A 25,575-nucleotide genomic window follows, 5' to 3' on the forward strand; every position below is an offset into this window, starting at 1 on the left:
ATGACTACCCCAATCCAGCTATTACAAGAGAATTGGAATCATAATAGTTTCAGACCTTTACAGGAAGAAATTATCAATGCTGTTATTGAAAACAATGACACCTTTACCTTACTTCCTACTGGTGGTGGTAAATCTATATGTTTTCAGATACCTGCGTTGCTTAAACCGGGAATCTGCATTGTAATATCACCTTTGATTGCTTTGATGCAGGATCAGGTACAGCATCTACAACAAAAAGGTATTAAAGCCATCGCTTTGACAAGTGGAATCAAATACTCTGAATTAGACACTTTATTGGATAATTGTATTTATGGTAATTATAAATTCTTATACTTATCACCAGAACGTCTTCAGCAGGATTTGGTAAAAGAACGACTAAAAAGAATGAACATTAACCTTATTGCTGTAGATGAAGCACATTGTATTTCGCAATGGGGTAATGATTTTAGACCTTCTTATAAAAAAATCAAAATTCTAAGAGAGATTAAACCAGCGGTTCCTATTATAGCACTGACAGCTTCTGCGACTCCAGAAGTCGTAGATGATATCATTAAAGAACTGGATTTATTTCAACCAAAAATATTCCAACAATCTTTCTTTAGGGGTAATTTAGGATACATGGTTTATCATACGTTAGATAAGAATGATAAACTTATCCGAATTCTAAAGCGATATCAAGGAAGCTCAATTATATATGTCCGTAATCGAAAATCGGCTTTAGAAATTAGCGAATTTTTAAATGCCAGCGGTTATGCGGCTACCTATTATCATGGTGGTGTAGACGCAAAAGAAAAAACCAAACGCTTTCAACAATGGTTAGCAGAAGAAGTTAGTGTTATGGTAGCTACAAATGCCTTCGGAATGGGTATCGACAAAGCAAACGTAAAAACTATTATCCATTATAATATTCCTGAGAGTATGGAAAGTTACTTTCAGGAAGCTGGAAGAGCAGGACGAAATGGAGAAACGTCTTACGCTTTTCTTCTTAAAAACGAAAATGATATCCTAAGAGTACAAAATCAATTTATCAAAGTACTTCCTGATGTTGATTTTGTAAAGTTAGTATATCGCAAGCTGTCTAATTATTTCAGAATATCCTATGGAGAAGGAGAACAATCCGTGCATGGTTTTAATTTTAACAGCTTTTGTAAGACATACAATCTAAATACATTAATGACCTATAATGCGCTACAATTTTTAGATCGCTGTAGTGTCATTAATTTCACACAACGATTTACCAAAAAAAGTGCCATCCACATTACGTCTACAGGAAATCATCTTCTGGTATATTTAGAACAAAATCCACACTTAGAGTTGATTACTAAAGCTATATTACGAACTTATGGTGGTGTTTTTGATGAAGAAGTAAAGGTTAACCTATCCCTTATCGCTTCTAAAGTAAATACTACAGAAGCGAATGTTATCGAGGTTTTAAAAAAATTACAAGATGCAGAATTGCTTGAATTTCAACACAAATTAACTGATGCTGACATTGTTTTTTTAGTACCTAGAGAAGATGATCACACTATTAACAGAGTAAAACCTTATATTAAAGAATTACGCAGTTCTAAAGCAAATAAAGTAAAAAGCATGATTCGTTTTGTACAAAACGAATCAATATGCAGAAGCAGACAACTACTTGCTTACTTTGGAGAAAAAGATTCAAAAGACTGTGGTATTTGTAGTGTATGTATTGCCAATAAAAAGATTACTATAGATCCTAAAGAGATTAGAAATAATATCGTAAATCTTTTACAAGAAAGACAATTATCCTCTAGGGACATTTTAACTCAATTAAGATGCCCCGAAGAAGCTGCTCTGGAAATATTAAGAGAATTAAATGAACACAACATTATAAAAATTGATCCACACAATAACTATCAACTAGTATAACATATAATGAGAGACTTACGAATCCTATTTATGGGTACTCCGGATTTTGCCGTAGAAACCTTAAAAACAATTATAGAAAATAATTATAACGTAGTGGGTGTTATTACGGCTCCAGATAGACCAGCAGGAAGAGGTAGGAGGCTAAGAGCATCTGCGGTCAAAGAATATGCAGTATCCAAAAATCTGCCTATACTACAACCTACAAACCTAAAGGACGAAGCATTTATTGAAGAACTAAAAAAATTACAAGCTAATCTTAATATAGTTGTTGCCTTTAGAATGTTACCCAAAGTAGTTTGGAATATGCCTGAGTATGGAACATTTAACCTACACGCGTCATTACTTCCTGATTACCGAGGTGCTGCTCCAATTAACTGGGCTATTATTAATGGAGAACAAAAAACTGGTATCACTACTTTCTTTATTGATGAAAAAATAGACACAGGCCATATTATTCTTCAAAAGGAAGTTGAGATTCAAGACAATAATACAGCAGGTGCTCTTCACGATAAGTTAATGGTAGAAGGATCTTTATTAGTTATTAAAACTATTAAAGCAATAGAAAACAAAACGGTAACCACTAAAGAGCAACCCAAAGAAGGAAAACTAAAAACCGCCTATAAACTGAATCGTGATAATACTAAAATAAACTGGAATGATGAGATACATTCTATTTATAATCTTATACGAGGTTTGAGCCCATATCCAGCTTCTTGGTGTTCACTATATAATAAAGGAGAAGAGATTTCTATAAAAGTCTATAATGCTGAAATGGAGCATCAGGACCACAATTTTGATATTGGAAAGGTTATAGTAGAGGATGCTATAATTAAGGTAGCTGTCAAAAAAGGATATGTTATTCTCAATAAAATCCAACTTCCGGGGAAAAAAGCCATGGATGCAAAAGCGCTACTAAATGGGTACACCTTTTATAAAGACGCAAAAATGGGCTGAGCCCTTGCTATCACTAGAGTAAGAAAATTCATAAAAATCGTACTTGTTTATTAACAATCACCTCGAGTTATCAACAAAACCCCGTATTTACTGGGCTAATCCTTGCATGAATCATAAATCCGTATAAATTTGTAGAGCGTTTAACAAAAATTTGGTTTAACCAACAATTAATTTAAAAACAGAATTATGAACAAAACAGAATTAATCGATGCAATGGCAGCTGACGCTGGAATTACAAAAGCAGCAGCAAAGAAAGCTTTAGAATCTTTCTTAGGAAATGTTGAAGGTTCTCTTAAAAAAGGTGACCGTGTTTCTTTAGTAGGATTTGGTTCTTGGTCAGTTTCTAAAAGAGCTGCAAGAGAAGGTAGAAACCCTCAAACAGGTAAAACTATCAAGATTGCTGCTAAAAACGTTGTAAAGTTCAAAGCTGGTGCAGATTTATCTAGTTCAGTTAACTAATTTAATTAGTTTTTGATATTATAGAAAGCTCTCTTTTCGGGGAGCTTTTTTTATGGATTCCCCGTAAAAATCAAGTAACCGCTTTGATTATTAGAAATAATTATTTAGTTTTAGTATAAACTACACCATCCATGATATCACTTCAACCCGGAAAAGGACATCTTTTAATTGCCGAGCCATCTATAATAGGTGATGTTTCCTTTAACCGTTCGGTTGTTCTTCTTGCGGATCATAGTGATCAAGGGTCTATTGGTTTTATTATGAATAAACCTTTAGATTATGTGTTATCTGATTTGGTTCCTGAAGTAGAAGCTGAATTTAAAATATATAATGGTGGACCTGTTGAACAAGACAATTTATATTTTATCCATAAAATTCCAAATTTAATACCTAATAGTGTAGAAATATCTTCTGGTATTTATTGGGGTGGAGATTTTTCTGTGGTATCAGAATTAATTGCTCAAAACAAAATCACTTCCAATGAAATTCGGTTTTTCTTAGGTTATTCTGGCTGGGATGCAGAACAGCTAATTCAGGAACTTGAGGCAAATTCTTGGGTAATTGTAAAAAACACCTACGAAAAAAACATTATTGGAAAGTCCTATAATACATTTTGGAAAGAAAAAATGATAGAATTAGGTGGAGATTACCTATTATGGTCCAATGCTCCAGAGGATCCTAGTTATAACTAATCTCCTATTCGAATCCTTGCATTCAATATCCCTAACAATCTGCGGGTCACTTCAGATTTATATTCTTTTTTCCTAAATTTAGTAACGGGTTGTATTCCGGTTATTACATTGGTTATGAACAATTCATCTGCTTTCTGCAGCTCAAATGGCGAAATAGAAGCTTCTTCTATCTCATATTCGGGTAATTTTTCAAGAATTCTCAATAATTGAGTTCTTAAAACTCCTTTTAAACAACCATCAGAAACAGGTGGCGTCTTTATTTTATTTCCTTTAATCAAAAATAAATTACCATTCAATGCTTCGATTACCATTTTATTAGCGTTCAATAACAAACAGTTTTCAAATCCATTTTCTTCTGCAAAAATTCCTCCTAATATATTCACTAATTTATTGTTTGATTTTAATGTAGAAAGAAGATCCGCAGCTACATAATGATCCTTAAACAAGGTTACTTCATATAAATCGCTAGAAAGAGTGTAAAACTTAGTAGATAATGGCTTTGCTGAAATACTATAATCAATACCATTAGCCGTCGGAGTATATAACCCGCCTTCTTTACGGTTGATCATAATTTTGACCCTAACAGAAGAATTTGTCAAACCATTTTTCTCAATAAGATCTAGAATTTCTTGTTGTAAAAACTCTGGTGTAAAATTCATAGGAATTTCCATTCTCAAAATTCTCATAGAAGCCATTAATCTAAAATAATGATCTTCCCAGAAAAGAATAGTTCTAGAATTTACTCGTATCGTTTCAAATAATGCATCTCCGTATGCATATCCTCTATTAGTAATTGATAATGTAGCTTCATTATCAGTTAACAAATTTCCATTAATATTGATCATAAAAAAGCCCCTTATTACCAATTGTTATTGGGCGGGGCAAATATACATTATAAAAATAAAAGGAATTATGAAGAACCTAAAACTTGTTTTAAATTACTTATCATATTATCCCATAGCATTTTACTTTCTTCAATTTCATCATCTTCAGAGAAATCAGTAACCATTAAAGAAACATCTTTTGTAATCTCATCAACTTGTATACGCAATTCGAAAAAATAGTCATGTCCGTCTTCATCATCAGCAACCCATCTGAATTTAATTCTTTCTCCACTTTTTTTACTTAGAAGTTTTGCTTCCTCTTCACTATCATCCCAAATGAACGTAAACATTTCTCCGCGCGAATTTACATTATCAGAAAACCACTCAGAAAGCCCTGAAGGTGTAGAGATATATTGATATAGTAACTGTGGAGAGGATTGTATTACAAATTCAAGTTCGTATTTTATTTTTTCAGACATATTGCAAATTTGTTAGTAAGCCAATATATAGATTAATTATTGACTTTAAAAGTATTTGAAAAGAGTATTTAAAAAAAATTAATTCTACTTTATTGTTTGCTACAATACTTTTTGTTTTTATATTTGCACCCGAATTAAAATGATGTAGCATCTATTTGGCGAGGTAGCTCAGCTGGTTAGAGCGTTGGATTCATAACCCAGAGGTCGGGGGATCGTGCCCCCCTCTCGCTACACTAGTTCGTAAAAGCCCTTATTATTAAGGGCTTTTTTAGTTTTTACAAAAAAAACATCCGCACTTAGCGGATGTTTTTTTTATAAAATATAATGTTAGTTACAGATTTTACATCTGCCTACTTAATGCATCTATCTGTTTTGTCTTTTTCTGTATATACTTACTCATTTTTTCAATTTCTCCAGCAGGTAGCGTAGAAATCAATTTTCTATATTGTTTTGTTAAACTACTACTCGCTTCACTAAGTTTCAAAAAAGAATCCATATCAGCTTTTGATTCAACAGCTTTCTTATATTTAGCAACATAAGCCTCATAGTCTCTAACATATTTTCTGGCTGCTACACTATTAAAACTAGGAGCGCCCGCAGGAACTTTTATCTCATTAGTTTTTGGCTTCTTTTTAATAGTTTTCTTTTTCTTTTTTACGACTGGTTTCTTCTCCTCTACAACTTCTACAACATCCGTTGAGTCTACTACCTCTTCCACAACTTCTACTTTATCAGATTTAAGATCTTTTTTACAAGATGTTACAGAAACTAACAAAAGGCATAGAAATGAAACCAATACGATATTTTTCATAATAATAATTTTAGGATAACTAATATAGTATTTATTTTTATTTGATTCCTTTTTATTAAAAATCACTTACTGTAAAAGTGCTTTTAATTCTTTTAAATTGATTGTTTCTTGAGTACCTGTCTCCATATTTTTGACTGTAAAACCATTATCTTCTATTTCAGAAGCGCCTGCAAGAATTACGAAAGGTATAGCTCTTTTATTAGCATACTTCATCTGCTTATTCATTTTAGCACTATCAGGATATAATTCTGCAATAATACCATTACCCCTAAGTTCCTGTATAGCTTTTAAACAATATAATGCTTCCTTGTCTCCAAAATTAATAAATAATGCTTTTGTAGATGGAGCTACTGTTTCTGGAAACAATTCTAATTCTTCTAACACAAGATATATTCTATCTAATCCAAAAGAAACACCAACACCACTCACATCCTTTAGTCCAAAAATTCCAGTAAGATCATCATAACGTCCACCACCTCCTATAGAGCCCATCTTCACTCCTTCCGGAGCAGAAACTTCAAAAATCGCACCCGTATAATAATTTAATCCTCTAGCCAATGTTACATCTAAATCAAGAGATGATTTATCTAAAGGTATCTCGTTAATACTATTTATAATAAACTCTAGCTCTTCTACTCCTTTCATTCCTTCTTCGGAAGAAGCCAATAATTCCTTTAATTTACTAATTTTATCAGAAGTAGTCCCTCCAAAATTAAAAAGTGGTTTTACTTTATCAATTGCTGATTCAGAAACTCCTTTAGCAAGCATTTCTTTTTTAACTCCTTCTTCCCCTATTTTATCCAACTTATCAAGTGCAACGGTAAAATCAATTAATTTATCACTCGCTCCAATAACTTCTGCGATACCAGAAAGAATCTTTCTATTATTCATTTTAATAGTAATACCTTCTAACCCTAATTTACTAAAAACTTTATCATATAATTGAATAAAATCAACTTCTTGCCATAAAGATTTACTTCCAACTACATCTGCATCACATTGATAGAATTCTCTAAATCTACCTTTTTGAGGACGATCTGCACGCCATACAGGTTGTATTTGATAACGTTTAAACGGAAAATCTATCTCATTTTGATGCTGCACTACATACCGAGCAAAAGGAACGGTTAAATCATAGCGAAGTGCTTTTTCACTTATTTTAGAAGTCATCTTTACACTTTCTTTAGCAGTGTACAAAGCATCATCAACTTTACTAAGAAAATCTCCACTATTTAGTATTTTAAAAATCAATCGATCTCCCTCTTCTCCATATTTACCCATTAAAGTATCACTATTCTCGAAACTTGGGGTCTCTATAGGATGAAAACCAAATAACTGAAATTGTTCTTTGATTGTTTTCATTATATAACTTCTCTTTGCTACTTCTATCGGAGAAAAGTCTCGTGTTCCTTTTGGTATGGATGGTTTTTGTGCCATGTATATTTTTCTATATATTTTGATAGATAGAGGATATTTTATTAGCTATCCGCATCAATAATTATCATTTCTTAAAGGATGTAAATATCTAAAAAAGGTTTAAAATTTTAAACGAAAACCATAAAGAGTTTCACTTATATCCAGAAAATTTAGTTTTTTGAGTAACTTTAAGCTCGTTTTGTAGTCTTATACTTCAAAAGATACTAATTAACCCTCTATGTTTTCACTTTTTCGAGAGAATATCCGTATTGCATTAGACTCTATAAAAGGCCAGCTTTTACGAACCATTCTTACCGTTTTGATTATAGCCATTGGTATTACTGCTCTAGTTGGTATTCTAACATTTCTAGGAGCCTTGGAAAATACTATTACCGGTGATTTTGCGTCTATGGGCTCTAACACGTTTAACATTCAACGATATGAATTCTCCACAAGACGTGGTGGAAGCGGTGAAAGAGAGAAAATAAACCCAATCATTAGTTATCGTAATGTAAGACAGTTTAAAGAAAAATTTCAATATCCCTTTTCTAAAACTTCTGTTTCCTTTACAGGAACACGAAATGCCGAAGTTAAATTCGAAAATGAAAAAACTGATCCAGAAGCATCCGTAGTAGGTGTAAACGAAAATTATTTGGAGAATACTGGAACTGAAGTTGAATTCGGAAGAAGCTTTACCTTTTTCGATATAGAAAACAATAACAATGTATGTTTAATCGGATCGGATTTTAAAAAGAATATATTTAAAAACAACGATCCTATTAACAAAACGATTAGTATCAGAGGTGTTAAATTTAAAGTTATTGGCGTATTAGAAAGTAAAGGAGCCACCTTCAGAGACAATCAGGATCTTAAAGTACTCATACCTTTACAAGTTGCTCGCTCTATCTACACTTTACCCAGTATAAACTATAACATTAGTGTAAAGGTTGATGACAAACAATTCCTAGAAGGTGCACAAGACGAAGCAATTATAACTTTTAGAAAGATAAGAGGATTAAATCCGGTAGAAGAAAATAATTTTGGCTTAGAGCGAAGCGATGATTTAATAAATAGGATTTCAAGTATTACTGGTTATTTATATTGGGCTGCATGGATTATTAGTATCATTACCATCCTTGGTTCTTCTATAGCCTTGATGAATATTATGTTGGTTTCTGTTACCGAGCGAACTAGAGAGATTGGTGTACGTAAAGCTTTGGGAGCCAAAAAGAACACAATATCTAGTCAATTCTTTATGGAAACTGTAATTATAGGCCAAATTGGAGGTTTGGTAGGTATTATACTTGGTATAACCATTGGAGCAATCATCGTAGCTGTTTCTGGTTTCGAGTTTAGCATCCCATGGTTAGCTATTTTTGCAGCTGTAGTTACATCCTTCTTGACTGCTGTGGTTTCTGGTTCATATCCAGCGGTAAAAGCCGCTAGACAAGACCCTATAGAATCATTGAGGTATGAGTAATTACTATTTACTCATAAAATTAAGGATTATGATCTAAAGCCACCACAAATTATATGAAATGATCTTTTCAAAAAGATCATTTCAAAACAAAATATGTATCAATTCAAGGATCATCTAACAAAGGTTTAAAACAGTTACTTACTAAAACTGAAAAATAGAGAATACTAGTTATTTTTATTCTCTACAATTTTTTCAAAATACTGATATAATTCACCTTTTGTGATATTTGCACCTTGTAGAATAAGCTTAAACTTATCCATATTAGGGTCTTCAGTATACTCCTTATTAGCATTATAAAAAGCCACTTGATCATCCAATAGGTTATTTCTTAACCAATCATACCCTTCTTGCGTAGTAATATCAATATCAGAAACATTTACTTTTATAGCTATTAAATTCATTTCTGTTTCACCCAGATAAAAAAGATGTATTTGATCTTTAGAAAAGTGTTCTAAAAACTGAGCGCTGCTTAACACTCCTTCCCAAACTAAATCACTAAAGATATCTAGTTCTTCTTCCGCTACTTCGGGTTTATTTTCTTTAATCTCACTCCACTCGTCTGCAGTAATAGATTGTGTAGCTAAAAAATTGATAAATTCCTGGTGTAATTCTTCTAATTGTTCTTTAGTAAGCCTTTGATATTTCATCTTTTCTGGTAAAATTGGCTGCAAAAATAAGCATAAATCAATAATCACTATGCAAGTCTATTAAGTATGTTTTTAAAAAACTAATGCCTTTTTTCTAGAAAGCCTTAAAAACAAAACCCTCTACAAGAGAAAAATCCGTTCCTAATAAGTCAAGAACGGATTTTTTAATTATGTTATCAATCTAGTGGTCTAGTTAAAAATATATCGAAGTCCAACCTGCGCTTGCCATCTGGAATTTAAACTGAAATCATTTGCAAATGTACTTGTCTGAGACGTATCAAAAGAATATGTTGGTGTATTAGCGTTATCTACGACAACACCAATAGGCTGATTATTTACCGGAATCTCAATCACTCCCCAGTCAGAATTTAACAAGTTTCCAAAATTAAGAACATCTATACTCAATTGTATGGTGTTTGTCTTACCACCTATTTGGAAATTATAGTCTTGCAACAACTTCACATCCCATCTTCCTCTCCAAGGACTAAGAATCGCATATTTTTCGGCGTAACTCCCCCTACGTTCCCTAAGATATTTATCTTGTTGGATAAATGTTTCAAAAGCTACTCTTTGATTTTCTTGTTCTGTAGCTCCTCCACTAAAATTATAGGTAGCCAACTCTGCTTCCGTAGGAATATAAATTAAATCATTTAATACAGAGCCATCATTATTAATATCCCCTGAGTATGTATATGAAAACCTTCCTCCTTTAGCATACTCATAAAAAGCTCCTAATGAAGTCCTCCATTGTTTATTTTTTCCGTAGTTAAAAGATTTATTGATTTGCCCTACTACCCTATGCTTATCACCATATCTGGATGCAGTACTTACCGCTTGATTAACATTCCCAATAGCAGGATTTCTGTCATACGCGTCACTAGAGATTTCTGCATCTAGTGAGCTTGCATCTTCTGCTTCTAAGAAATTATAAGCAACACTAGCAAATAATCCATTCTTAAAATTCTTCTGTAATTTAAAAGACCAATTAAATGAATATCCTACGCTAGTATTTGTAAACACATACGCATTCGTCGTACCTCCAAATTCATTAACCGCCCTGTCAGATGGTAAGTAAATTGGTCTACCATCTACCCCGTTGAGTGTTCCCGAAGGATTCGCTAGTCCATAGTTTCTAACCATTTGCGCATTAATATCTTCGGTATAAATAATATCTGTAGAAGCAATCAATCCCTTTTTAAATTTATAATCAACTCCTAAGCTATTTCTAAAAACTTGTGGAAACTTAAAATTAGGTGCCGAAGTAGTGTAGAAAAAGAAATTAGGATTCGCTACCTGATTACCGATCCAAACAAAAGGAAGACGTCCCGTAAAAATACCTGTACCTCCTCTTATTTGTAATGTCTTATCTCCTTTTACATCATAATTAAATCCTAAACGTGGAGAAATCAATAACTTTTTAGATGGTAAATCCAAACTATTCAAATTAGTTGGAGTTCCGTTTTCATCGAAATATGTAATTTCTGGTTGGTAATTACCCTCAGGAAATGTTCCACCAGCGGCTCTTTCTATGTTTTCTGCAATTTTATCTCTAGTATCAAAAAACAACGGCTGATCAACTCTTATGCCATATGTCAGTGTAAAATTATCACTCATTCGCCATTTATCTTGGGCGTAGAAAGCCAATTGACCAACATTAGTTTCTGCTAATGCCCAATTATCTGTTGTATTATTTGTATCAAAAATGTTTTGAGCATTTGCCAATGCCTCTGCAATCAACCCATTATTTATTGCTCGTTCGAAGCTATTCGTAGAACCAGCTGTAATACGAACACTATCAAAATCAGGTGCAAATGTACCAACACCTCCATCAGCATTAAAATAAGTATATACTCCAAGATTAAAAGAGTTATCAAACTCGAATCGTTCAAAACTCCCTCCTAAGGTAATCGTATGCTTACCTGTTACAATATTAAGATTATTAGTTATCTGATACACTTTTTGTTCTAATCTATTATTAATAGAAAAAGGTTCATGTCCCGCAACTATATATCGAACACCGTCCTGCTGAATATTAATTGGAGGTGCAGGTGTAGAGAAAGGATCTCTATTATCATCAAAAAATGTATATCCAGCCTGAAATTTATTTGATATGTTTCCTCTAAAATTGGAATTCAATTCTACCAAAAATGAACTAATTTTATTATTAATACTATATCCTGAATTTCTGAACTGTAAGGTTGTGAAATCTGGTCCTCTTCTTCCGATTGCTTCTGGATTTCCGGGAAGATCACGTGAAGCGTCTAGAAAATTATAAATCAAGGCTAACCGATGATTATTACTGATATTCCAATCTAATTTCAAAATACCTTTCGTAGATTCTGTATTATGCGTATAGCCTTCATATACCCCTGTTTCATAACCTAACAAGCTAAGTTGTTGCGAAACATAATCCAAATCATCAGCTGAAACACGAGATACATTTGCTCCTGTTAATCCGGGTCTTTCCGCTATGAAATTAGAACCTAAATCTTCACGATCATCTATTTCAAAATTCCCGAAAACGAATAATTTGTTTTTTATTATTGGCCCACCTATACTTAGACCATACTGAGCCTGAGTTAAATCAGGCACTATAATCTCGTCTCCACTTACCTGATCCCCTGTCATATCCTGATTACGATAAAAGCCATAAACTGTACCTTTCCATTCGTTGGTACCACTTTTAGTAACTGCATTAACAGATGCACCTGTAAATCCTGCCTGAGTTACATCATAAGGCGCAGTTGATACTTGAATCTGATCTATTGCATCCAGTGAAATGGGCTGAGCGTTTGTCTGACCTCCAGGAGTTGCTGCATCCAAACCAAAAGGATTATTAAAAATAGACCCGTCTAAACTAAAGTTATTAAACTGATCATTTCTTCCTCCAAAGGATCCATTACTAGAAGCAGTTGGTTCTAAGCGATAAAAATCCGCTGCAGAGCGTGTGATTGTGGGTAAAGATTTTAATTCCCTTTTACCAATACTTGTTTCCGCTCCTGTTCTTTCACTACTAAACGTAGCATTTTTACTGGTGGTGATCACAACCTCCTCTAGCTGATTATCATCTTCTATCATGACCACATCTATATTATAGGTTTGGCCTAATTGAAGAAAAACCTCGTCATATACTTTTTTCTTAAAACCTATATAACTTATAGTTACTCTATATGGACCACCAACTCTTAAATTAATAAGGTCAAAACGACCATCAAAATTAGTAGTTCCTCCATATGTAGTTCCTGTTGGGGAGTGTACCGCAGTAATATTTGCTCCAGGTAATAACTGGTTCGCATTGTCATATACTAAACCAGAAATGTTCGATGTTGTTACCTGAGCTTCAATTGTTATTGCCAAAAATGCAAAAACCAAAGTGATTAGCGTTTTTTTCATTGATTGATATTTTTGTGTGAATACAATCAAAATAAACAAAAAAAACCGCTCAAAAGAGCGGTTTTCTATATTCTTATAAACCAGTTATTAACTGATTATGAGATTTTCAAACTATTTAGCTTGAGCTACAATCTCAAAAGCAACTGGAGCAATTACTGCTCTGTGTAAACGAACAGATGCCTCATACTGACCTAAACGTTTGATAGTTCCTCCTGGTACAGTAATAAACTTCTTCTCTAGCTCTACACCTTGTTTTGCTATAGCTTCTGAAACATCAGCGTTAGAAACAGAACCGAATAATTTATCTCCAGATCCCACCTTAGCAGCGATCTTGATTTCGAACTCAGTTATTTTCTTAGCTATTTTTTCAGCATCTTCAATTTCCTTTTTCTCTTTGAAAGCACGCTGTTTTAACGTTTCTTCTAATACTTTCTTAGCAGATGGAGTTGCTAATACAGCTAAACCTCCGGGAATCAAAAAGTTACGTCCATAACCGTTCTTCACCTCTACTACATCGTCTGCAAATCCTAGATTCTCAACGTCTTTCTTTAATATAAGTTCCATAATGTTATGACGAATTTTATTTTAATAAATCACCAACGTATGGCATTAATGCTAAATGTCTAGCTCTTTTTACAGCAACACTCACTTTACGTTGATATTTTAAAGAAGTTCCTGTAAGACGACGAGGTAACAATTTACCTTGTTCATTTACGAAAGCCATTAAAAAATCAGGATCTTTATAATCAATATATTTGATTCCTGATTTTTTAAAACGACAATACTTCTTCGTTTTTGCAGTATCTATATTTAATGGAGTAAGATATCTAATCTCTCCATCTTTTTTTCCTTTAGCTTGTTGTTCTATAGATGACATAATTAAGCTTTTTGTTTGTTTCTATTTCTTCTCTTTTCAGCCCAAGCAATTGCATACTTGTCTAAACGAACGGTAAGATAACGCATTATTCTTTCGTCTCTTCTGAACTCAACCTCTACTGTGTTTATAGCTTCTCCTGGTACAGTGTACTCAAACATGTGATAAAAACCACTTTTCTTGTGCTGGATTGCGTAAGCAAGCTTTTTTAGCCCCCAGTCTTCTTTTGATATCATCTTGGCGCCGTTAGAAACAAGAATGTCTTCGTATTTCTTAACTGTTTCCTTTATCTGCTCTTCAGATAAAACGGGATTCAAGATGAAAACAGTTTCATAATGATTCATAAAAAATCTATTTTTAATTAAATTGGCTGCAAAAGTAACACTATTTTTTTGATTTTCAAACTAAAATACACTTCGACGAAACACATCTTTTATCGACAAAAAGCGTAAAATGTTTGTGGAAATAATATATATTCATTAATATTGTATAGAATATTAACCTATGCAAGTGGAACAATCTCAATTAAAATGTGCAGTAGTGGACGATTCCCGTCTACAAAGACTAGCTATTGTTAAATTAATAGATGAACATTCATCACTAGAATTGGTGGCTGAATGGAACAATGCTATTGAGACAAAAAACGGATTATTAGATACTCCGGTGGATTTATTATTTTTAGATATAGAAATGCCAATCCTTACAGGATTTGATCTTTTAGATGATTTAGAAAATAAACCTCATATAATTTTTGTAACTGGAAAAACTAAATATGCTTTTAAAGCTTTTGACTATGATGCTATTGATTATTTAAGAAAACCTCTTAAAAAGGATCGATTTAACGCTGCTGTGGAAAAAGCATTGAGCATGTCTCGTTTAAATTCTGAACAAGCCTCTCTAGAAGATGATGATTATATTTTTGTGAAAAGTAATCTCAAAAAGCGTAAAATATTTTTAAGTCAATTAAAGTATGTTGAAGCTTTAGGCGACTATGTAAAATTAATAATGGAAGATGGTGATCCTATAGTGGTATTGGCAACAATGAAATCTTTTGAGGCAGAACTTCCTAATGATCGTTTTCTTAGAATACACAAATCTTATATCGTAAATCTTGATAAAGTAGAGCGCTATAACAGTCGTAATATAGAGATTGCTGATGAAAAGATCCCGTTAAGTAGACATAAAAAGCATTCTTTAATTGAAGCATTAAGCGGATAGAGGAATGTTTATTATATATTATAAAAGTCTCACTTTTTCTAAAGTGGGGCTTTTTCTGTTTAAGAAAGTAATATTTCGTTAATAATTATCTACGTTAATTATAATCCTTACTCCAGAAAACTCTTTAATACTTTTAAAGGAGTTTTGTATTTTTTTGATCACTTCTTTAGTTTTCTTTAGTGATTGCCCCTGGGGTATTTTTATTAAGATATTCTTATTGTACTGATTTCTTATTCTGGAAATAGGAGGAAATTCAGGTCCCAGAACATTTTCTTTAAAAGATATCGCTAATGATTTTGCTAACCACATCGTAGCTTCATTGACTTTGTTATAGTCTTTATGACGACCTGTAATCTTAATAATACGATAAAAAGGAGGATACTTAAATTGATATCGATCCTCTATTTGATCTTTATACATTGCGGTATAATCATTAACCGACACTTGTTGAAGAATTTGATGGAATGGATTATAGGTCTGGATCAATACTTTTCCTCTTTTACGAGTTCTCCCAGCTCTACCTGCTACTTGTAGCATCAATTGGAAGCTTCGCTCATGTGCTCTAAAATCTGGGAAATTAAGAAGGTTATCAGCATTCATAATTCCAACCAGAGTTACATTTCTAAAATCTAATCCTTTACTTAACATCTGGGTGCCCACCAAGATATCTATTTCTCCTTCTTCAAATTTGTTTATTATTTTTTCATATCCATGTTTTCCTCTGGTGGTATCCTGATCCATCCTACCAATATTATGATCAGGAAATAATTCCTTAAGTTCATTCTCTATTTGTTCTGTTCCAAAGCCTTTGGTGGACAACTCATTACTATCGCACACCATGCATTTCTGTAGCATTGCTATATGATACCCACAATAATGGCATCGCAACTGATTCCGATAATTATGATAAGTAAGACTAACATCACAATTAGGACACTGAGGTGAATGCCCACAAGTATTACATTCTACCACAGGAGAATACCCTCTCCTATTTTGGAACAGAATAACCTGTTCTTGCTCTTTTAACGCCTCCTGAATAGCAGTTAACAAGGTGTCACTAAAATGACCCGTCATTTCCTTCTTTTTGTATTTGGTCTTAAGATCGACCAAATTTATGTCTGGCATTAACACATCGCCATATCGTCTGGTTAATTCTACCAACCCATATTTTCCCTGCTTCGCATTATAATACGACTCTAATGCTGGTGTAGCAGACCCCAACATTACTTTCGCATGAAACATATTGGATAGCACAACAGCTGTATCTCTAGCGTGATACCTGGGTGCTGGATCATATTGCTTAAACGAACTTTCATGTTCTTCATCTATAATGATTAATCCAAGATTCGTAAAAGGAAGAAAGATTGAAGATCTTGCTCCAATAACAATTTGAGCTTTGGACTTAGCATCTTTTACATTATTCCAAGCTTCTACCCTCTCATTTACAGAATATTTAGAATGATACACTGCTAATCTCTCTCCAAAATATTCTCGCAATCTTGTTATTAGTTGAGTCGTTAACGCAATCTCTGGTAACAAATACAGAACTTGTTTCCCTTTTTGTAACTCCTCTTCGATCAATTTTACATACACTTCAGTCTTTCCTGAAGAAGTTACTCCATGCAGTAAACAAACATCCTTTTGTATAAGACTTTCTCTAACCTCTTTTAGAGCTTGCTGTTGGTGTATGTTTAATTCTTTAGTAGCATTAACCGAATCCTGTTTATATTGAATTCTATCTGTCTGTAAATGATATTCTTCTAATATATTTTTATCTATCAACACCTTAATAACTCCCGCATTGCTATTTGCCACTTTTACAAGTTCACTCACTTTGATTGCATTCTTACTCTTTGCCTGTAGCATAAACAAGTGCATTAAGACATCTCTTTGCTTAGGGGCACGGGTCAAGGAGTCTAATAATGATTGTAAACCTTCTTCGCTTGTATACTCGGATTGTAGTTTAACGTATCTTACCAGCTTTGGTTTGTATTGTTCGTAAATCTCTTCTTGAACTGTAATTACTTGTTTTTCTATTAATCTTTTAATCAGAGGAAGTACACTTTTCTTACCAATGATATCCATTACTTCTTGTATACGCAGTAAGCTTTGATGTTGTAGTGCTTCATATAAGAGAAACTCATCATCTTTTAATAAACTTTCATCAACTGAAGCATTATCATTTCTTAGAATAATTGTTTCACTCTCTAATAAAAATGCACTTGGAAGTGCCGCTCGCATAACCTCACCTTTTGAGCACATATAATATTCAGAAATCCAAGACCAAAGCTCCAATTGATGTGTTGTAACGATAGGAGTTTCGTCCAAAATATGCTCTATTTCTTTAGCTTCGTATACTTGAGGTGCTATTTGATGTATTTTTGTAACCAATGCTGCGTACACTTTACTTTTACCAAATTGTACAGCAACTCTCATTCCTGGTTTTAAGAAATGAGCTTCATTTTCATTAATACTATAAGTAAACTCTTTATCAAGAGGAATAGGAAGGATTACATCTATAAAATACGTCATCAATACTTTTGATTCTAACACCGATTACAAAAATACATCTTTAACCCTATTACATACAACAAAAGCCTGATCAATTGATCAGGCTTTTGTTTATTTCGTTGTAAATTTATTTATCCGTTCTGTCCTAGCATTCCACCTTTAATTAGCTTACACGCCGGCTCATCACCTAACCAAATTTTAAATAACGCATATTTAAAATCTCGTCCTTCTATGTATCCAACTTCTTCCCCATTTTTAAAAGTTCTAATTCCTTTTCCTTTTATATATACTAGATCAAAAAAATCATTAATCTGAGTACTACTTCCGAATATCTCTAAAAACTTATCAATTCTCGTGTCTAGACTCTGAGTATTACCAAACATTGCATCATCAAAACCTTTTCTAAACACCTTTTTCATTCTTTTATTAGTCACTTTCTTAGAATTGATTACTAGTCGAATTGACATACTTTCATCCGCATCTAAAACTTTTCTATCATCACTATACTTATTTACAGTATACAATCCTCCAGAATATGTTTCTACTCCTAATACTTTTCGCACACCAGCTCCGTTAAGAGTAAGTTCTTCTCCTTCAAAAGTTACTTTATAAGGAACGACTGCATCTCCAACTCTGATTTGTGCAGTTGTGATAGTTGTAACAACTAATAAGATACATAGGGTAATTATTTTTTTCATGGTCTAGTTTTTTTAAAATTATAAGTTATTAGTTCTATAATTTTAAAAAAACTAACAATCAGAAATGTTAAAATTTTCCTTTAAGGAAGATTTTACTTCATAAGATCAGGCTTTAACCCATTGCTGCGTTCTAAATAAAAATGCTATATACCCCCTAACATTCAATACATTAGGATCTTGTTCATCAACCCATATTTTACATCTGTAGACTTTTCCATTTTCTGGATCCATAATGGTTCCATCCTCATATTCGTCTCCATCTTTTTGCAAACCTTTGAGAATTACCATTCCTTCTATTGGTTTATTATAATCCTCTCCTTCACATTCTTGACATAGCTTATCGCGGTCAGATTCTTTTAAAATTCTGTCGATTTTACCGTATATTTCACTTCCTTTCTTATAAATTAATACGATTGATTTAGCCTCTCCTGTATTATCATCGATGGTTTTCCATTTACCAATAATTTCACTCTGAGCATTGGCAAAATTTGTTACAAATATCAAGGCTATAATAAGAATTTTAGATAAGTTCATCTGATTAATAGTTTTAAGTTTCAATATAGAAAATATGATGCTAAAAAAAAAGCTATCTGAAATTCAGATAGCTTTTTTAATACTATATATGTCCCGTTCTGAAATATCGATACAGATTATTTAGGACTAGACAATAGAATAAAGAACTATTGAAGCCCTAACATTCCATTCTTAATTCCTTCACTAGCGGGTTCATCCCCTAACCATATTTTAAATAAAGCATATTTAAAGTCTCTTCCTTCAATAAGTCCAAGTTCTTTTCCATTCTTAAAAGCTTTTACTCCTTTATCTTTTATATATACAATATCAAAAATGTCGTTTTTAACGATAGGTTCATTAAAAAATTTGATGAACATGTTGATTCTTTCATCTAGCGCTGTTGTATTACCAAACGTCGCTTTCTTAAAACCGTCTTGAACTGCTTTGATCATTTTCTTTTGAGTCACAAAACCAGATACTATGTTCAATTTTATAGACATCGTTTCATTTGCATCCAAAATAGCTCTTGGGTCTTTACTTTTTTTCTGTAAATAAAGTCCTCCTGCGTATAAATCGATCCAAAGCATTTCACGCATCCCCGCTCCATTTAACTTAAGATCTGCATCTCCGAAACTTTCTTCGTAAGGTAATACAGCTTTACCGATTCTGATTTGCGCTGTAGCAGTCGTTAAAGAAACAAACGCTACAACTAGTAAAGTAATTTTTTTCATCTTTGTTAAAATTTTATTGGGGTGTATTAATACTAATTTTTCTTTCTTTTACTACAAAAGTAATAAAATATATTATGCACGCACAGTAAGAATTGAAAAAAAATGTTAATTTGTGTATTTCATCGCTAAAAAACAACTTTTTATCCTAAAAAGCACCTAGCATTTCATTTTTCAACCCTTTGTCAGCAGGATTATCTCCAATCCATATGTTAAATAATGCTTTTTTAAAGTCTAATCCTTCTACAAATCCTTTTTCTACTCCATCTTTATAGATTACACTTCCCTTACCTTGCTCATAAACAATATCATAAATCTGTCCTTCTTCTATCTCATCTTTAATAAAACCAACAAACGTATTAATTCTCTTATCCAAAGAAGCTGTATTACCTTTTGTTGATTTTTTAAAGCCATCTCTAAGAGCTGATTCCATTTTACTTCTAGACATCATACCTGATAGTATATGTAATTTTATTGCCATTGTCTCATCTGCAGCTGCAATTGAACTAGCACTAGTACTTTTTTTCTTAAGATATAATCCTCCAGCATATATATCAAAAAAGAACTTTTCTCTCATTCCTGCACCATTAATCATCAAATCATCTCCACTAAACGTTACCGTATCTGGCAATGTAGCATCGCCAACCTTTACCTGCGCTTGAGTAGTTCCTAGAGTTACTAAAAGAATAAATAATAAGCTTAATTTTTTCATTTTTATTAAATTAATTGTTTGTATTATGCTAAAATATTAAAAATTCTTCTTCAATTTTATAAGTGAAGCATTTAATTCGAATCCTAATAATAGTAAATTTGCATTCAACCATATGTATACCATTAATATTAGCATAGCTCCAATTGATCCATACAATTTATTATAGTTAGAAAAATTATCAATATATACTCCAAAAAAATATGTTGTTATCATAATAAGTATGGTAGTCATAAAGGCTCCAGGCGAAAAAAACCTGTTCATTTTTCCTTCTGTGGTACCAAAATAAAACAACGTTGCTATTACCAGAAAAATCATTAAAACGAATAACCCATACTTTCCAAATTGTAACCAGAAAACAGTATTATCCATGACTCCAATTTCTTTTAAGTTTTCCAATAAGTAGCTAAAGTATAGTGTTACTATTACGGTAATTAGCAATAACGATGCCACAATAAGTGAGACTCCTAACGCTACTATATATTGTTTTACAAAATTTCGGTTCAGCGTAACATGATATGAGTATTCAAATCCTGAAAATACCGCATTGATTCCATTTGTCATCAAAAAAAGTGAAAGCACAAAAACTGTAGATAACAAACCTGTTCTTGGGTTAGCGGAAATATCATTGTATATCTCTTCAAAAAACAACTTAGACTGATTGGGTAAAGCCGATGTTATAAATTCAAAGAAATTTTCCTGAAAACCATCTATATGTATAATAGGAATTAAATTTAATAAAAATAACAGGAAAGGAAATAGAGATAAAAAAAAACTCCAAGAAATCGCGCTGGCTCTTGCCGAGAATGTTCCTTTAAGAATCCCTATTGTATAAATTTCAACTAAATCATAAAGAGAAAGTCCTTCAAAACCCGGAAGAATAATTTTCTTTCCGATTTTAACCAAAATATTTATAATCGGAATCTTATCGAGCTTATCTTCAACTGCTTTTGACATACACTATACTGCTTTCAAGCTCAAATCGAGATTATAAACAGAATGAGTTAAAGCACCACTACTTATATAGTTTACCCCACATTCCGCATATTTTCGAACCGTTTTTTCATTTATTCCTCCACTCGATTCCGTAAGACATGTATTTCCGATAAGTTCTACCGCTTTTCTAGTATCTTCATAATTAAAGTTATCTATAAGAATTCTATACACTCCTGGAGTTTTCAATATTTCTTTAATTTCATCGAGATCACGAGCTTCTACAATAATCTTAAGGTCTCTATTACTATCCTCCAGATATTTCTTTGTCTTTTCTATCGCATTGGTAATACCGCCTGCAAAATCAATATGATTATCTTTGAGCATAATCATATCGTACAATGCAAATCTATGATTCTCTCCCCCTCCAATCTTCACTGCCCATTTCTCTAGAGCTCTGATTCCTGGTGTAGTTTTTCTTGTATCCAAAATCTTAGTTCCTGTTCCTTCTAATAACTTTACGAATTGATTTGTCTTTGTGGCAATAGCACTCATTCTTTGCATTGCATTAAGTACTAATCTTTCTGCCTTTAGAATCGATTGAGAACTTCCTGATACATAAAAAGCAATGTCGCCGTATTTAACGTTCGACCCGTCTTCAATTTTGACATCAATTCTTATTTTCGAATCTACATAGTTAAATACTTTTTTAGCAAATTCTACACCTGCTAATACGCCTTCATCTTTAACTAATAATTTAGCTTTTCCTGTTGCTTCATCAGGAATACAAGCTAACGAACTGTGATCTCCGTCACCTACATCTTCTCTTATAGCATTTTCAATTATTAATTCAATTTCGTTATCAAATTGAGCTTTTGTAATCATATTGAATGGTTATTTTTGCTAAAGTAGGAAAAGAAGTTGGAAGTACGAAGCTGGAAGTACGAAGTCAATAAAGAAACTATATCCATGACAATTAAATTAATCGCTGTAGGTAAAACGGATCATAAGCAACTGGAAAATCTTACTGCAGAGTATATTAAAAGATTAGGGTTTTATATCAAATTTATTTTTGACATTATACCAGATATAAAGAATTCTAAAAACCTAAGCGAAGCACAACAAAAGGACAAAGAAGGGAAACTTATCTTAAATAAAACAACTACCTCTGATGTTTTGATACTATTAGATGAAAATGGTAAACAATTTGATTCTGTTGGTTTTTCTCAACTTTTGCAGAAGCATATGAATAGTGGCATCAAACAATTGATATTTGTAATTGGCGGACCATATGGATTTAGTCCTGATGTTTATAATCGAGCTAACGGTAAACTTTCTTTATCTAAAATGACGTTCTCTCATCAAATGATTCGCTTATTTTTTATAGAACAGTTGTATCGAGGATTTACCATTCTAAAAAATGAGCCTTATCATCATAGATAAGACTCATTCAAACAGTTATCATATGTGTTAATCCTTGATTAATTCTCTCAAGTCACTAAACGAATCTACCAAATCTTCTACCTGGTCAATAGACATAGCTTCTTTATCTAAAAAGACAGATAGTTTTCCTTTTCTTAATTTAACCTTGTACCCTTCTTCTCCTTTATTATTATAACTCCAGGTATATGACCCATAACTTTCAGACATTTTTGTTTCTAAATAATTCTTTATAAACTCTTTAACCTTATCTGTTTTATTGGAAGGAAAACTTGCCTTTAACTTATAAGTATCATCTGTATTAGAAACAGCAATATTTATTTTATATCCGCTACTATCATCATCGCTAGAATAATCAACGGTTACTTTAGTATTAAAACTTGTTTGTGCGTTTACAATTGGCATAGCTAGCGCCACACATAACATAAAAATGATTGTTTTCATAATATTCGGTTTTTGATTAATGATTGATTTAATTGATTGATTTATTCTTTCCTGTAATTAATTTTAACTCTTCCCCTATACTTTTAAACCTTTCTGATTCACTATGAGAGCCTATTTCTTTATTAAAAGTTATTGTTACTTTGTTCTTTTTTAGTTTTACTTCATATAAGGTTTCTTCTTTTGATATTGATTTCCAAGAATAGGCATCATCTTCAATAGTCATATTTTCTTTACCAAACTGCTCAATCAAATACGACTTTACTAAACTCTTTCTATTCTTCATGAATTTTAGTCTGATTTTAAATTTATTATCTAAATCCAAAAAGACATAAGACCTATAAAACGATTCACTCTCTACTGAGCCATCATCTTCAACAGTTACTGAAGAGGAAGACGTACTTGTGCTTGTACTTGTTAATGAGGATTGAGCATTAATAGTCAATACGCCCATTATTAATGTAATAATAAATAATATTAATGTTCTCATGATATTTATTTTTTGATTAAGGATTGAAATATTTTATATATTATTGATATGATCTTTTTTGTATTGTTTGATCAGCATCCATATACTCCTAACAGAATTAATAACATCTTTATCGTCATTTATACCCGTATTCATAAAGAACACTGCTCCTACTTTATCGTTCTTATTAAAGTACATAAGTGTTAGAACCCCTGGATCAGATCCATTATGTCCCATTTTTCCGGAAGGAGAAACTTCCCAAAAGAATCCGTAGTTATCTTTTATTTCCTTTTTAGTTTTATACTGCTCTTTAGTTAACTTAGGGGACATCATATCCTGAAAAGAGGATGTTTGGAGAACACTTTCCTCTCCATAATATCCTCTCATTAAACCTTGAAGATATATAGATAAATCCTCTATAGTACTTCTAAATCCTCCATCAGGATAGGTAATTAATTGATATCTTGGAATTTTATTTCCAGACTCAGTGTATATAGAAGCATACTTCGTTTTATCAATAGATTGATATGACCAACCTGAATCTTTCATCTCTAATGGATTTAAGATATGTTGTTGCGTATACTCTGCAAAAGAGGTATTTGTAGCTAATTCAATAATATATGCTAATAATGCTGATCCCACATTAGAATATTCATATCTGTCTCCTGGTTTTTGCTTTAAAAAATTACTCTTGTTATACCAATCACCATCAGTAGTAAGATGATTTTTAAGAAAATTTTCTAGGCTACATTTTTTATTAACTCCCATCGCCTTCAACTCTTTATATTCTTTTTTAGTGAAGTTTTCTTCCTTTAACTCAACTTCTTCTTCAAAAACATAACTTTTTTCATACGCATCGGTATCCAAAATTGAAGATGTATGGGTTGCCAAATGCTTTACTAAAATTGGTGTTTCTGGAAATTTAGGATGCTGCACTTTAAACGGAAGGATATTGTTAATTGGAGTACCTTCTGATAATTTACCTTGTTCAATAGCTTTCATAAGTGCTATCCCTATAAATGTTTTAGAAACGGATCCTATATTCTGTATCGTATTTACCGTATATTTTCTCTTTGTCTCTATATCTGCATACCCAAAGCCTTTTTTATAAAGTATTTTATCAGGTGTCATTATAGAAACTCCAAATCCAGCTATTTTACTAGTTTCATATATAGAGTCTATTTTTTTATCTAATTGATCTAGGGGTGTTTGTGCATTAATATAAAATGACACTACTAAGCACAAAATACTACTGATTGTTCTCATGATTTTTCGTTTTTTGATTGATAGATTGATGATTGTTAAAATTTCTTTATTTAAAATTAAATGTGAGGCCTACTCCTCTTACGCTTTCTATTGTTATATTATTATCTTGTTTGAAATATTTTCTTAATCTACTGATGAACACATCCATACTCCTACCAGAAAAGAAATCGTCATTTCCCCAAACATCCTTTAATAAATTCTCACGTTTTATCATTGTATTTTTATGATCGTACAGATATTGAATCAAAATGGTTTCTTTTTCTGTAAGTTTTTGTCGCTCTTCATTTAGTTTTAAGCAATGATTAGTTGCATCAAACTTATAATCTCCTATAGCGATGACTTCTTCGCGTATAGCTTGAACTCTTTGTGATCGCTTTAGAATGTTCTGAAGCCTTAGAACCAATATGTCTGCTTCAAAAGGTTTTACGATATAATCATCAGCCCCCAATTTTAAACCACGAATTTTATCTTCTTTCATTTTTTTAGCGGTAAGAAAAACAAAAGGAATTTCTGGGTTTAATTCTATTACTTTTTCTGCCAATGTAAATCCATCCATTTTAGGCATCATTACATCAAAAACACATATATCAAATTGTTCTTCAGAAAAGACTTGTAAAGCTTCTTTGCCATCTTGAGCCCAAACCACTTTATACCCATGAAGCTCTAAATATTGTTTTAAAATACTTCCAAAATCAAAGTCGTCTTCTGCTAATAATATATGCTTCAT

Annotated in this window: 27 protein-coding genes and 1 tRNA gene; 8 read left to right on the forward strand and 20 right to left on the reverse strand. The window is 32.3% G+C overall.

Annotated features, from left to right (window positions below):
• The 4 genes from Q0921_RS04475 to Q0921_RS04490 all read left to right on the forward strand — a co-directional run bounded on the left by Q0921_RS04475 (window position 1) and on the right by Q0921_RS04490 (window position 3,998).
• Window positions 1-1,893 carry an ATP-dependent DNA helicase RecQ gene (locus tag Q0921_RS04475; RefSeq protein WP_299253887.1) on the forward strand — a complete coding sequence of 631 codons (1,893 nt, stop codon included), beginning with the start codon at window positions 1-3 and terminating at the stop codon, window positions 1,891-1,893.
• A gap of 6 nt (window positions 1,894-1,899) precedes the next feature.
• The gene (gene fmt / locus Q0921_RS04480) at window positions 1,900-2,847 is read left to right on the forward strand and encodes a methionyl-tRNA formyltransferase (protein ID WP_299253890.1); all 948 of its coding nucleotides are present in this window, start codon (window positions 1,900-1,902) and stop codon (window positions 2,845-2,847) included.
• Window positions 2,848-3,033: 186 nt separating this feature from the next.
• Window positions 3,034-3,306: an HU family DNA-binding protein gene (locus Q0921_RS04485; RefSeq protein ID WP_027391128.1), complete on the forward strand. Its 273-nt coding sequence runs from the start codon at window positions 3,034-3,036 to the stop codon at window positions 3,304-3,306.
• Between the two features lie 131 nt (window positions 3,307-3,437).
• The gene (locus Q0921_RS04490; protein WP_299253893.1) at window positions 3,438-3,998 is read left to right on the forward strand and encodes a YqgE/AlgH family protein; all 561 of its coding nucleotides are present in this window, start codon (window positions 3,438-3,440) and stop codon (window positions 3,996-3,998) included.
• Here Q0921_RS04490 and Q0921_RS04495 read toward each other — a convergent pair.
• Window positions 3,995-4,843: an aminotransferase class IV gene (locus tag Q0921_RS04495; protein WP_299253894.1), complete on the reverse strand. Its 849-nt coding sequence runs from the start codon at window positions 4,841-4,843 to the stop codon at window positions 3,995-3,997. The genes Q0921_RS04490 and Q0921_RS04495 overlap by 4 nt on opposite strands.
• Window positions 4,844-4,908: 65 nt before the next feature.
• Window positions 4,909-5,301 carry an START-like domain-containing protein gene (locus Q0921_RS04500; protein ID WP_299253897.1) on the reverse strand — a complete coding sequence of 131 codons (393 nt, stop codon included), beginning with the start codon at window positions 5,299-5,301 and terminating at the stop codon, window positions 4,909-4,911.
• 157 nt (window positions 5,302-5,458) lie between these two features.
• Here Q0921_RS04500 and Q0921_RS04505 point away from each other — a divergent pair.
• Window positions 5,459-5,532, forward strand: a tRNA-Met gene (locus tag Q0921_RS04505).
• A gap of 109 nt (window positions 5,533-5,641) precedes the next feature.
• Here the strand turns inward: Q0921_RS04505 and Q0921_RS04510 are convergent.
• Window positions 5,642-6,112 (reverse strand): hypothetical protein, encoded by a 471-nt coding sequence (locus Q0921_RS04510; protein ID WP_299253900.1) that lies wholly within the window; start codon window positions 6,110-6,112, stop codon window positions 5,642-5,644.
• 66 nt (window positions 6,113-6,178) lie between these two features.
• Window positions 6,179-7,549: a histidine--tRNA ligase gene (gene hisS, locus Q0921_RS04515; RefSeq protein ID WP_299253903.1), complete on the reverse strand. Its 1,371-nt coding sequence runs from the start codon at window positions 7,547-7,549 to the stop codon at window positions 6,179-6,181.
• Between the two features lie 217 nt (window positions 7,550-7,766).
• Between hisS and Q0921_RS04520 the strand changes: the two genes are divergently transcribed.
• Window positions 7,767-9,008, forward strand: a complete 1,242-nt coding sequence (locus tag Q0921_RS04520) for an ABC transporter permease (RefSeq protein WP_299253906.1) — start codon at window positions 7,767-7,769, stop codon at window positions 9,006-9,008.
• A gap of 164 nt (window positions 9,009-9,172) precedes the next feature.
• Here the strand turns inward: Q0921_RS04520 and Q0921_RS04525 are convergent, their stop codons facing one another.
• The 5 genes from Q0921_RS04525 to rpsF all read right to left on the reverse strand — a co-directional run bounded on the left by Q0921_RS04525 (window position 9,173) and on the right by rpsF (window position 14,266).
• A complete protein-coding gene (locus Q0921_RS04525) occupies window positions 9,173-9,655 on the reverse strand; it encodes a DUF6495 family protein (protein ID WP_299253908.1) in 483 nt (160 codons plus the stop codon).
• Between the two features lie 189 nt (window positions 9,656-9,844).
• Window positions 9,845-13,048, reverse strand: a complete 3,204-nt coding sequence (locus Q0921_RS04530; RefSeq protein ID WP_299253911.1) for a carboxypeptidase regulatory-like domain-containing protein — start codon at window positions 13,046-13,048, stop codon at window positions 9,845-9,847.
• A gap of 111 nt (window positions 13,049-13,159) precedes the next feature.
• Window positions 13,160-13,612: a 50S ribosomal protein L9 gene (rplI, locus tag Q0921_RS04535; RefSeq protein ID WP_299253914.1), complete on the reverse strand. Its 453-nt coding sequence runs from the start codon at window positions 13,610-13,612 to the stop codon at window positions 13,160-13,162.
• Window positions 13,613-13,628: 16 nt separating this feature from the next.
• A complete protein-coding gene (gene rpsR, locus Q0921_RS04540; protein ID WP_199912764.1) occupies window positions 13,629-13,928 on the reverse strand; it encodes a 30S ribosomal protein S18 in 300 nt (99 codons plus the stop codon).
• The gene (gene rpsF, locus Q0921_RS04545; RefSeq protein ID WP_118463382.1) at window positions 13,928-14,266 is read right to left on the reverse strand and encodes a 30S ribosomal protein S6; all 339 of its coding nucleotides are present in this window, start codon (window positions 14,264-14,266) and stop codon (window positions 13,928-13,930) included. The genes rpsR and rpsF overlap by 1 nt, the downstream gene beginning before the upstream one ends.
• Before the next feature lie 160 nt (window positions 14,267-14,426).
• Between rpsF and Q0921_RS04550 the strand changes: the two genes are divergently transcribed.
• On the forward strand, window positions 14,427-15,140 hold the full coding sequence (locus tag Q0921_RS04550; RefSeq protein ID WP_299253917.1) for a LytTR family DNA-binding domain-containing protein: 714 nt from the start codon (window positions 14,427-14,429) through the stop codon (window positions 15,138-15,140).
• Window positions 15,141-15,218: 78 nt separating this feature from the next.
• Here Q0921_RS04550 and priA read toward each other — a convergent pair whose 3' ends face one another.
• The 7 genes from priA to nadC all read right to left on the reverse strand — a co-directional run bounded on the left by priA (window position 15,219) and on the right by nadC (window position 22,117).
• Window positions 15,219-17,672, reverse strand: coding sequence for a primosomal protein N' (priA, locus tag Q0921_RS04555; protein WP_299253920.1), 2,454 nt, complete (start codon window positions 17,670-17,672; stop codon window positions 15,219-15,221).
• Window positions 17,673-17,782: 110 nt separating this feature from the next.
• Window positions 17,783-18,349 carry a chalcone isomerase family protein gene (locus tag Q0921_RS04560; protein WP_299253923.1) on the reverse strand — a complete coding sequence of 189 codons (567 nt, stop codon included), beginning with the start codon at window positions 18,347-18,349 and terminating at the stop codon, window positions 17,783-17,785.
• 105 nt (window positions 18,350-18,454) lie between these two features.
• Complete coding sequence (locus tag Q0921_RS04565) at window positions 18,455-18,883, reverse strand: DUF2147 domain-containing protein (RefSeq protein WP_299253926.1); 429 nt, start codon at window positions 18,881-18,883, stop codon at window positions 18,455-18,457.
• A gap of 146 nt (window positions 18,884-19,029) precedes the next feature.
• A complete protein-coding gene (locus Q0921_RS04570; RefSeq protein WP_299253929.1) occupies window positions 19,030-19,593 on the reverse strand; it encodes a chalcone isomerase family protein in 564 nt (187 codons plus the stop codon).
• 145 nt (window positions 19,594-19,738) lie between these two features.
• Window positions 19,739-20,302, reverse strand: a complete 564-nt coding sequence (locus tag Q0921_RS04575) for a chalcone isomerase family protein (RefSeq protein ID WP_299253932.1) — start codon at window positions 20,300-20,302, stop codon at window positions 19,739-19,741.
• Window positions 20,303-20,338: 36 nt separating this feature from the next.
• Window positions 20,339-21,256, reverse strand: coding sequence for a YihY/virulence factor BrkB family protein (locus tag Q0921_RS04580; RefSeq protein ID WP_299253935.1), 918 nt, complete (start codon window positions 21,254-21,256; stop codon window positions 20,339-20,341).
• Between the two features lie 3 nt (window positions 21,257-21,259).
• Window positions 21,260-22,117: a carboxylating nicotinate-nucleotide diphosphorylase gene (nadC, locus tag Q0921_RS04585; protein WP_299253939.1), complete on the reverse strand. Its 858-nt coding sequence runs from the start codon at window positions 22,115-22,117 to the stop codon at window positions 21,260-21,262.
• Window positions 22,118-22,201: 84 nt separating this feature from the next.
• On the opposite strand from nadC, the gene rlmH reads away from it, so the two are divergent.
• A complete protein-coding gene (gene rlmH / locus Q0921_RS04590; RefSeq protein ID WP_299253942.1) occupies window positions 22,202-22,675 on the forward strand; it encodes a 23S rRNA (pseudouridine(1915)-N(3))-methyltransferase RlmH in 474 nt (157 codons plus the stop codon).
• A 27-nt stretch (window positions 22,676-22,702) separates the two neighbouring features.
• Here rlmH and Q0921_RS04595 read toward each other — a convergent pair whose 3' ends face one another.
• Genes Q0921_RS04595 through Q0921_RS04610 form a run of 4 tightly spaced genes read right to left on the reverse strand, consistent with a single transcriptional unit; the run spans window position 22,703 to window position 25,575 of the window.
• Window positions 22,703-23,116 (reverse strand): hypothetical protein, encoded by a 414-nt coding sequence (locus Q0921_RS04595; RefSeq protein WP_299253945.1) that lies wholly within the window; start codon window positions 23,114-23,116, stop codon window positions 22,703-22,705.
• Window positions 23,117-23,144: 28 nt separating this feature from the next.
• The gene (locus tag Q0921_RS04600) at window positions 23,145-23,603 is read right to left on the reverse strand and encodes a hypothetical protein (RefSeq protein WP_299253947.1); all 459 of its coding nucleotides are present in this window, start codon (window positions 23,601-23,603) and stop codon (window positions 23,145-23,147) included.
• 33 nt (window positions 23,604-23,636) lie between these two features.
• Window positions 23,637-24,848, reverse strand: a complete 1,212-nt coding sequence (locus Q0921_RS04605) for a serine hydrolase (RefSeq protein ID WP_299253950.1) — start codon at window positions 24,846-24,848, stop codon at window positions 23,637-23,639.
• Window positions 24,849-24,894: 46 nt separating this feature from the next.
• Window positions 24,895-25,575, reverse strand: coding sequence for a response regulator transcription factor (locus Q0921_RS04610; RefSeq protein ID WP_299253953.1), 681 nt, complete (start codon window positions 25,573-25,575; stop codon window positions 24,895-24,897).

The organism is uncultured Aquimarina sp. (assembly GCF_947496855.1).
GTDB lineage: Bacteria > Bacteroidota > Bacteroidia > Flavobacteriales > Flavobacteriaceae > Aquimarina.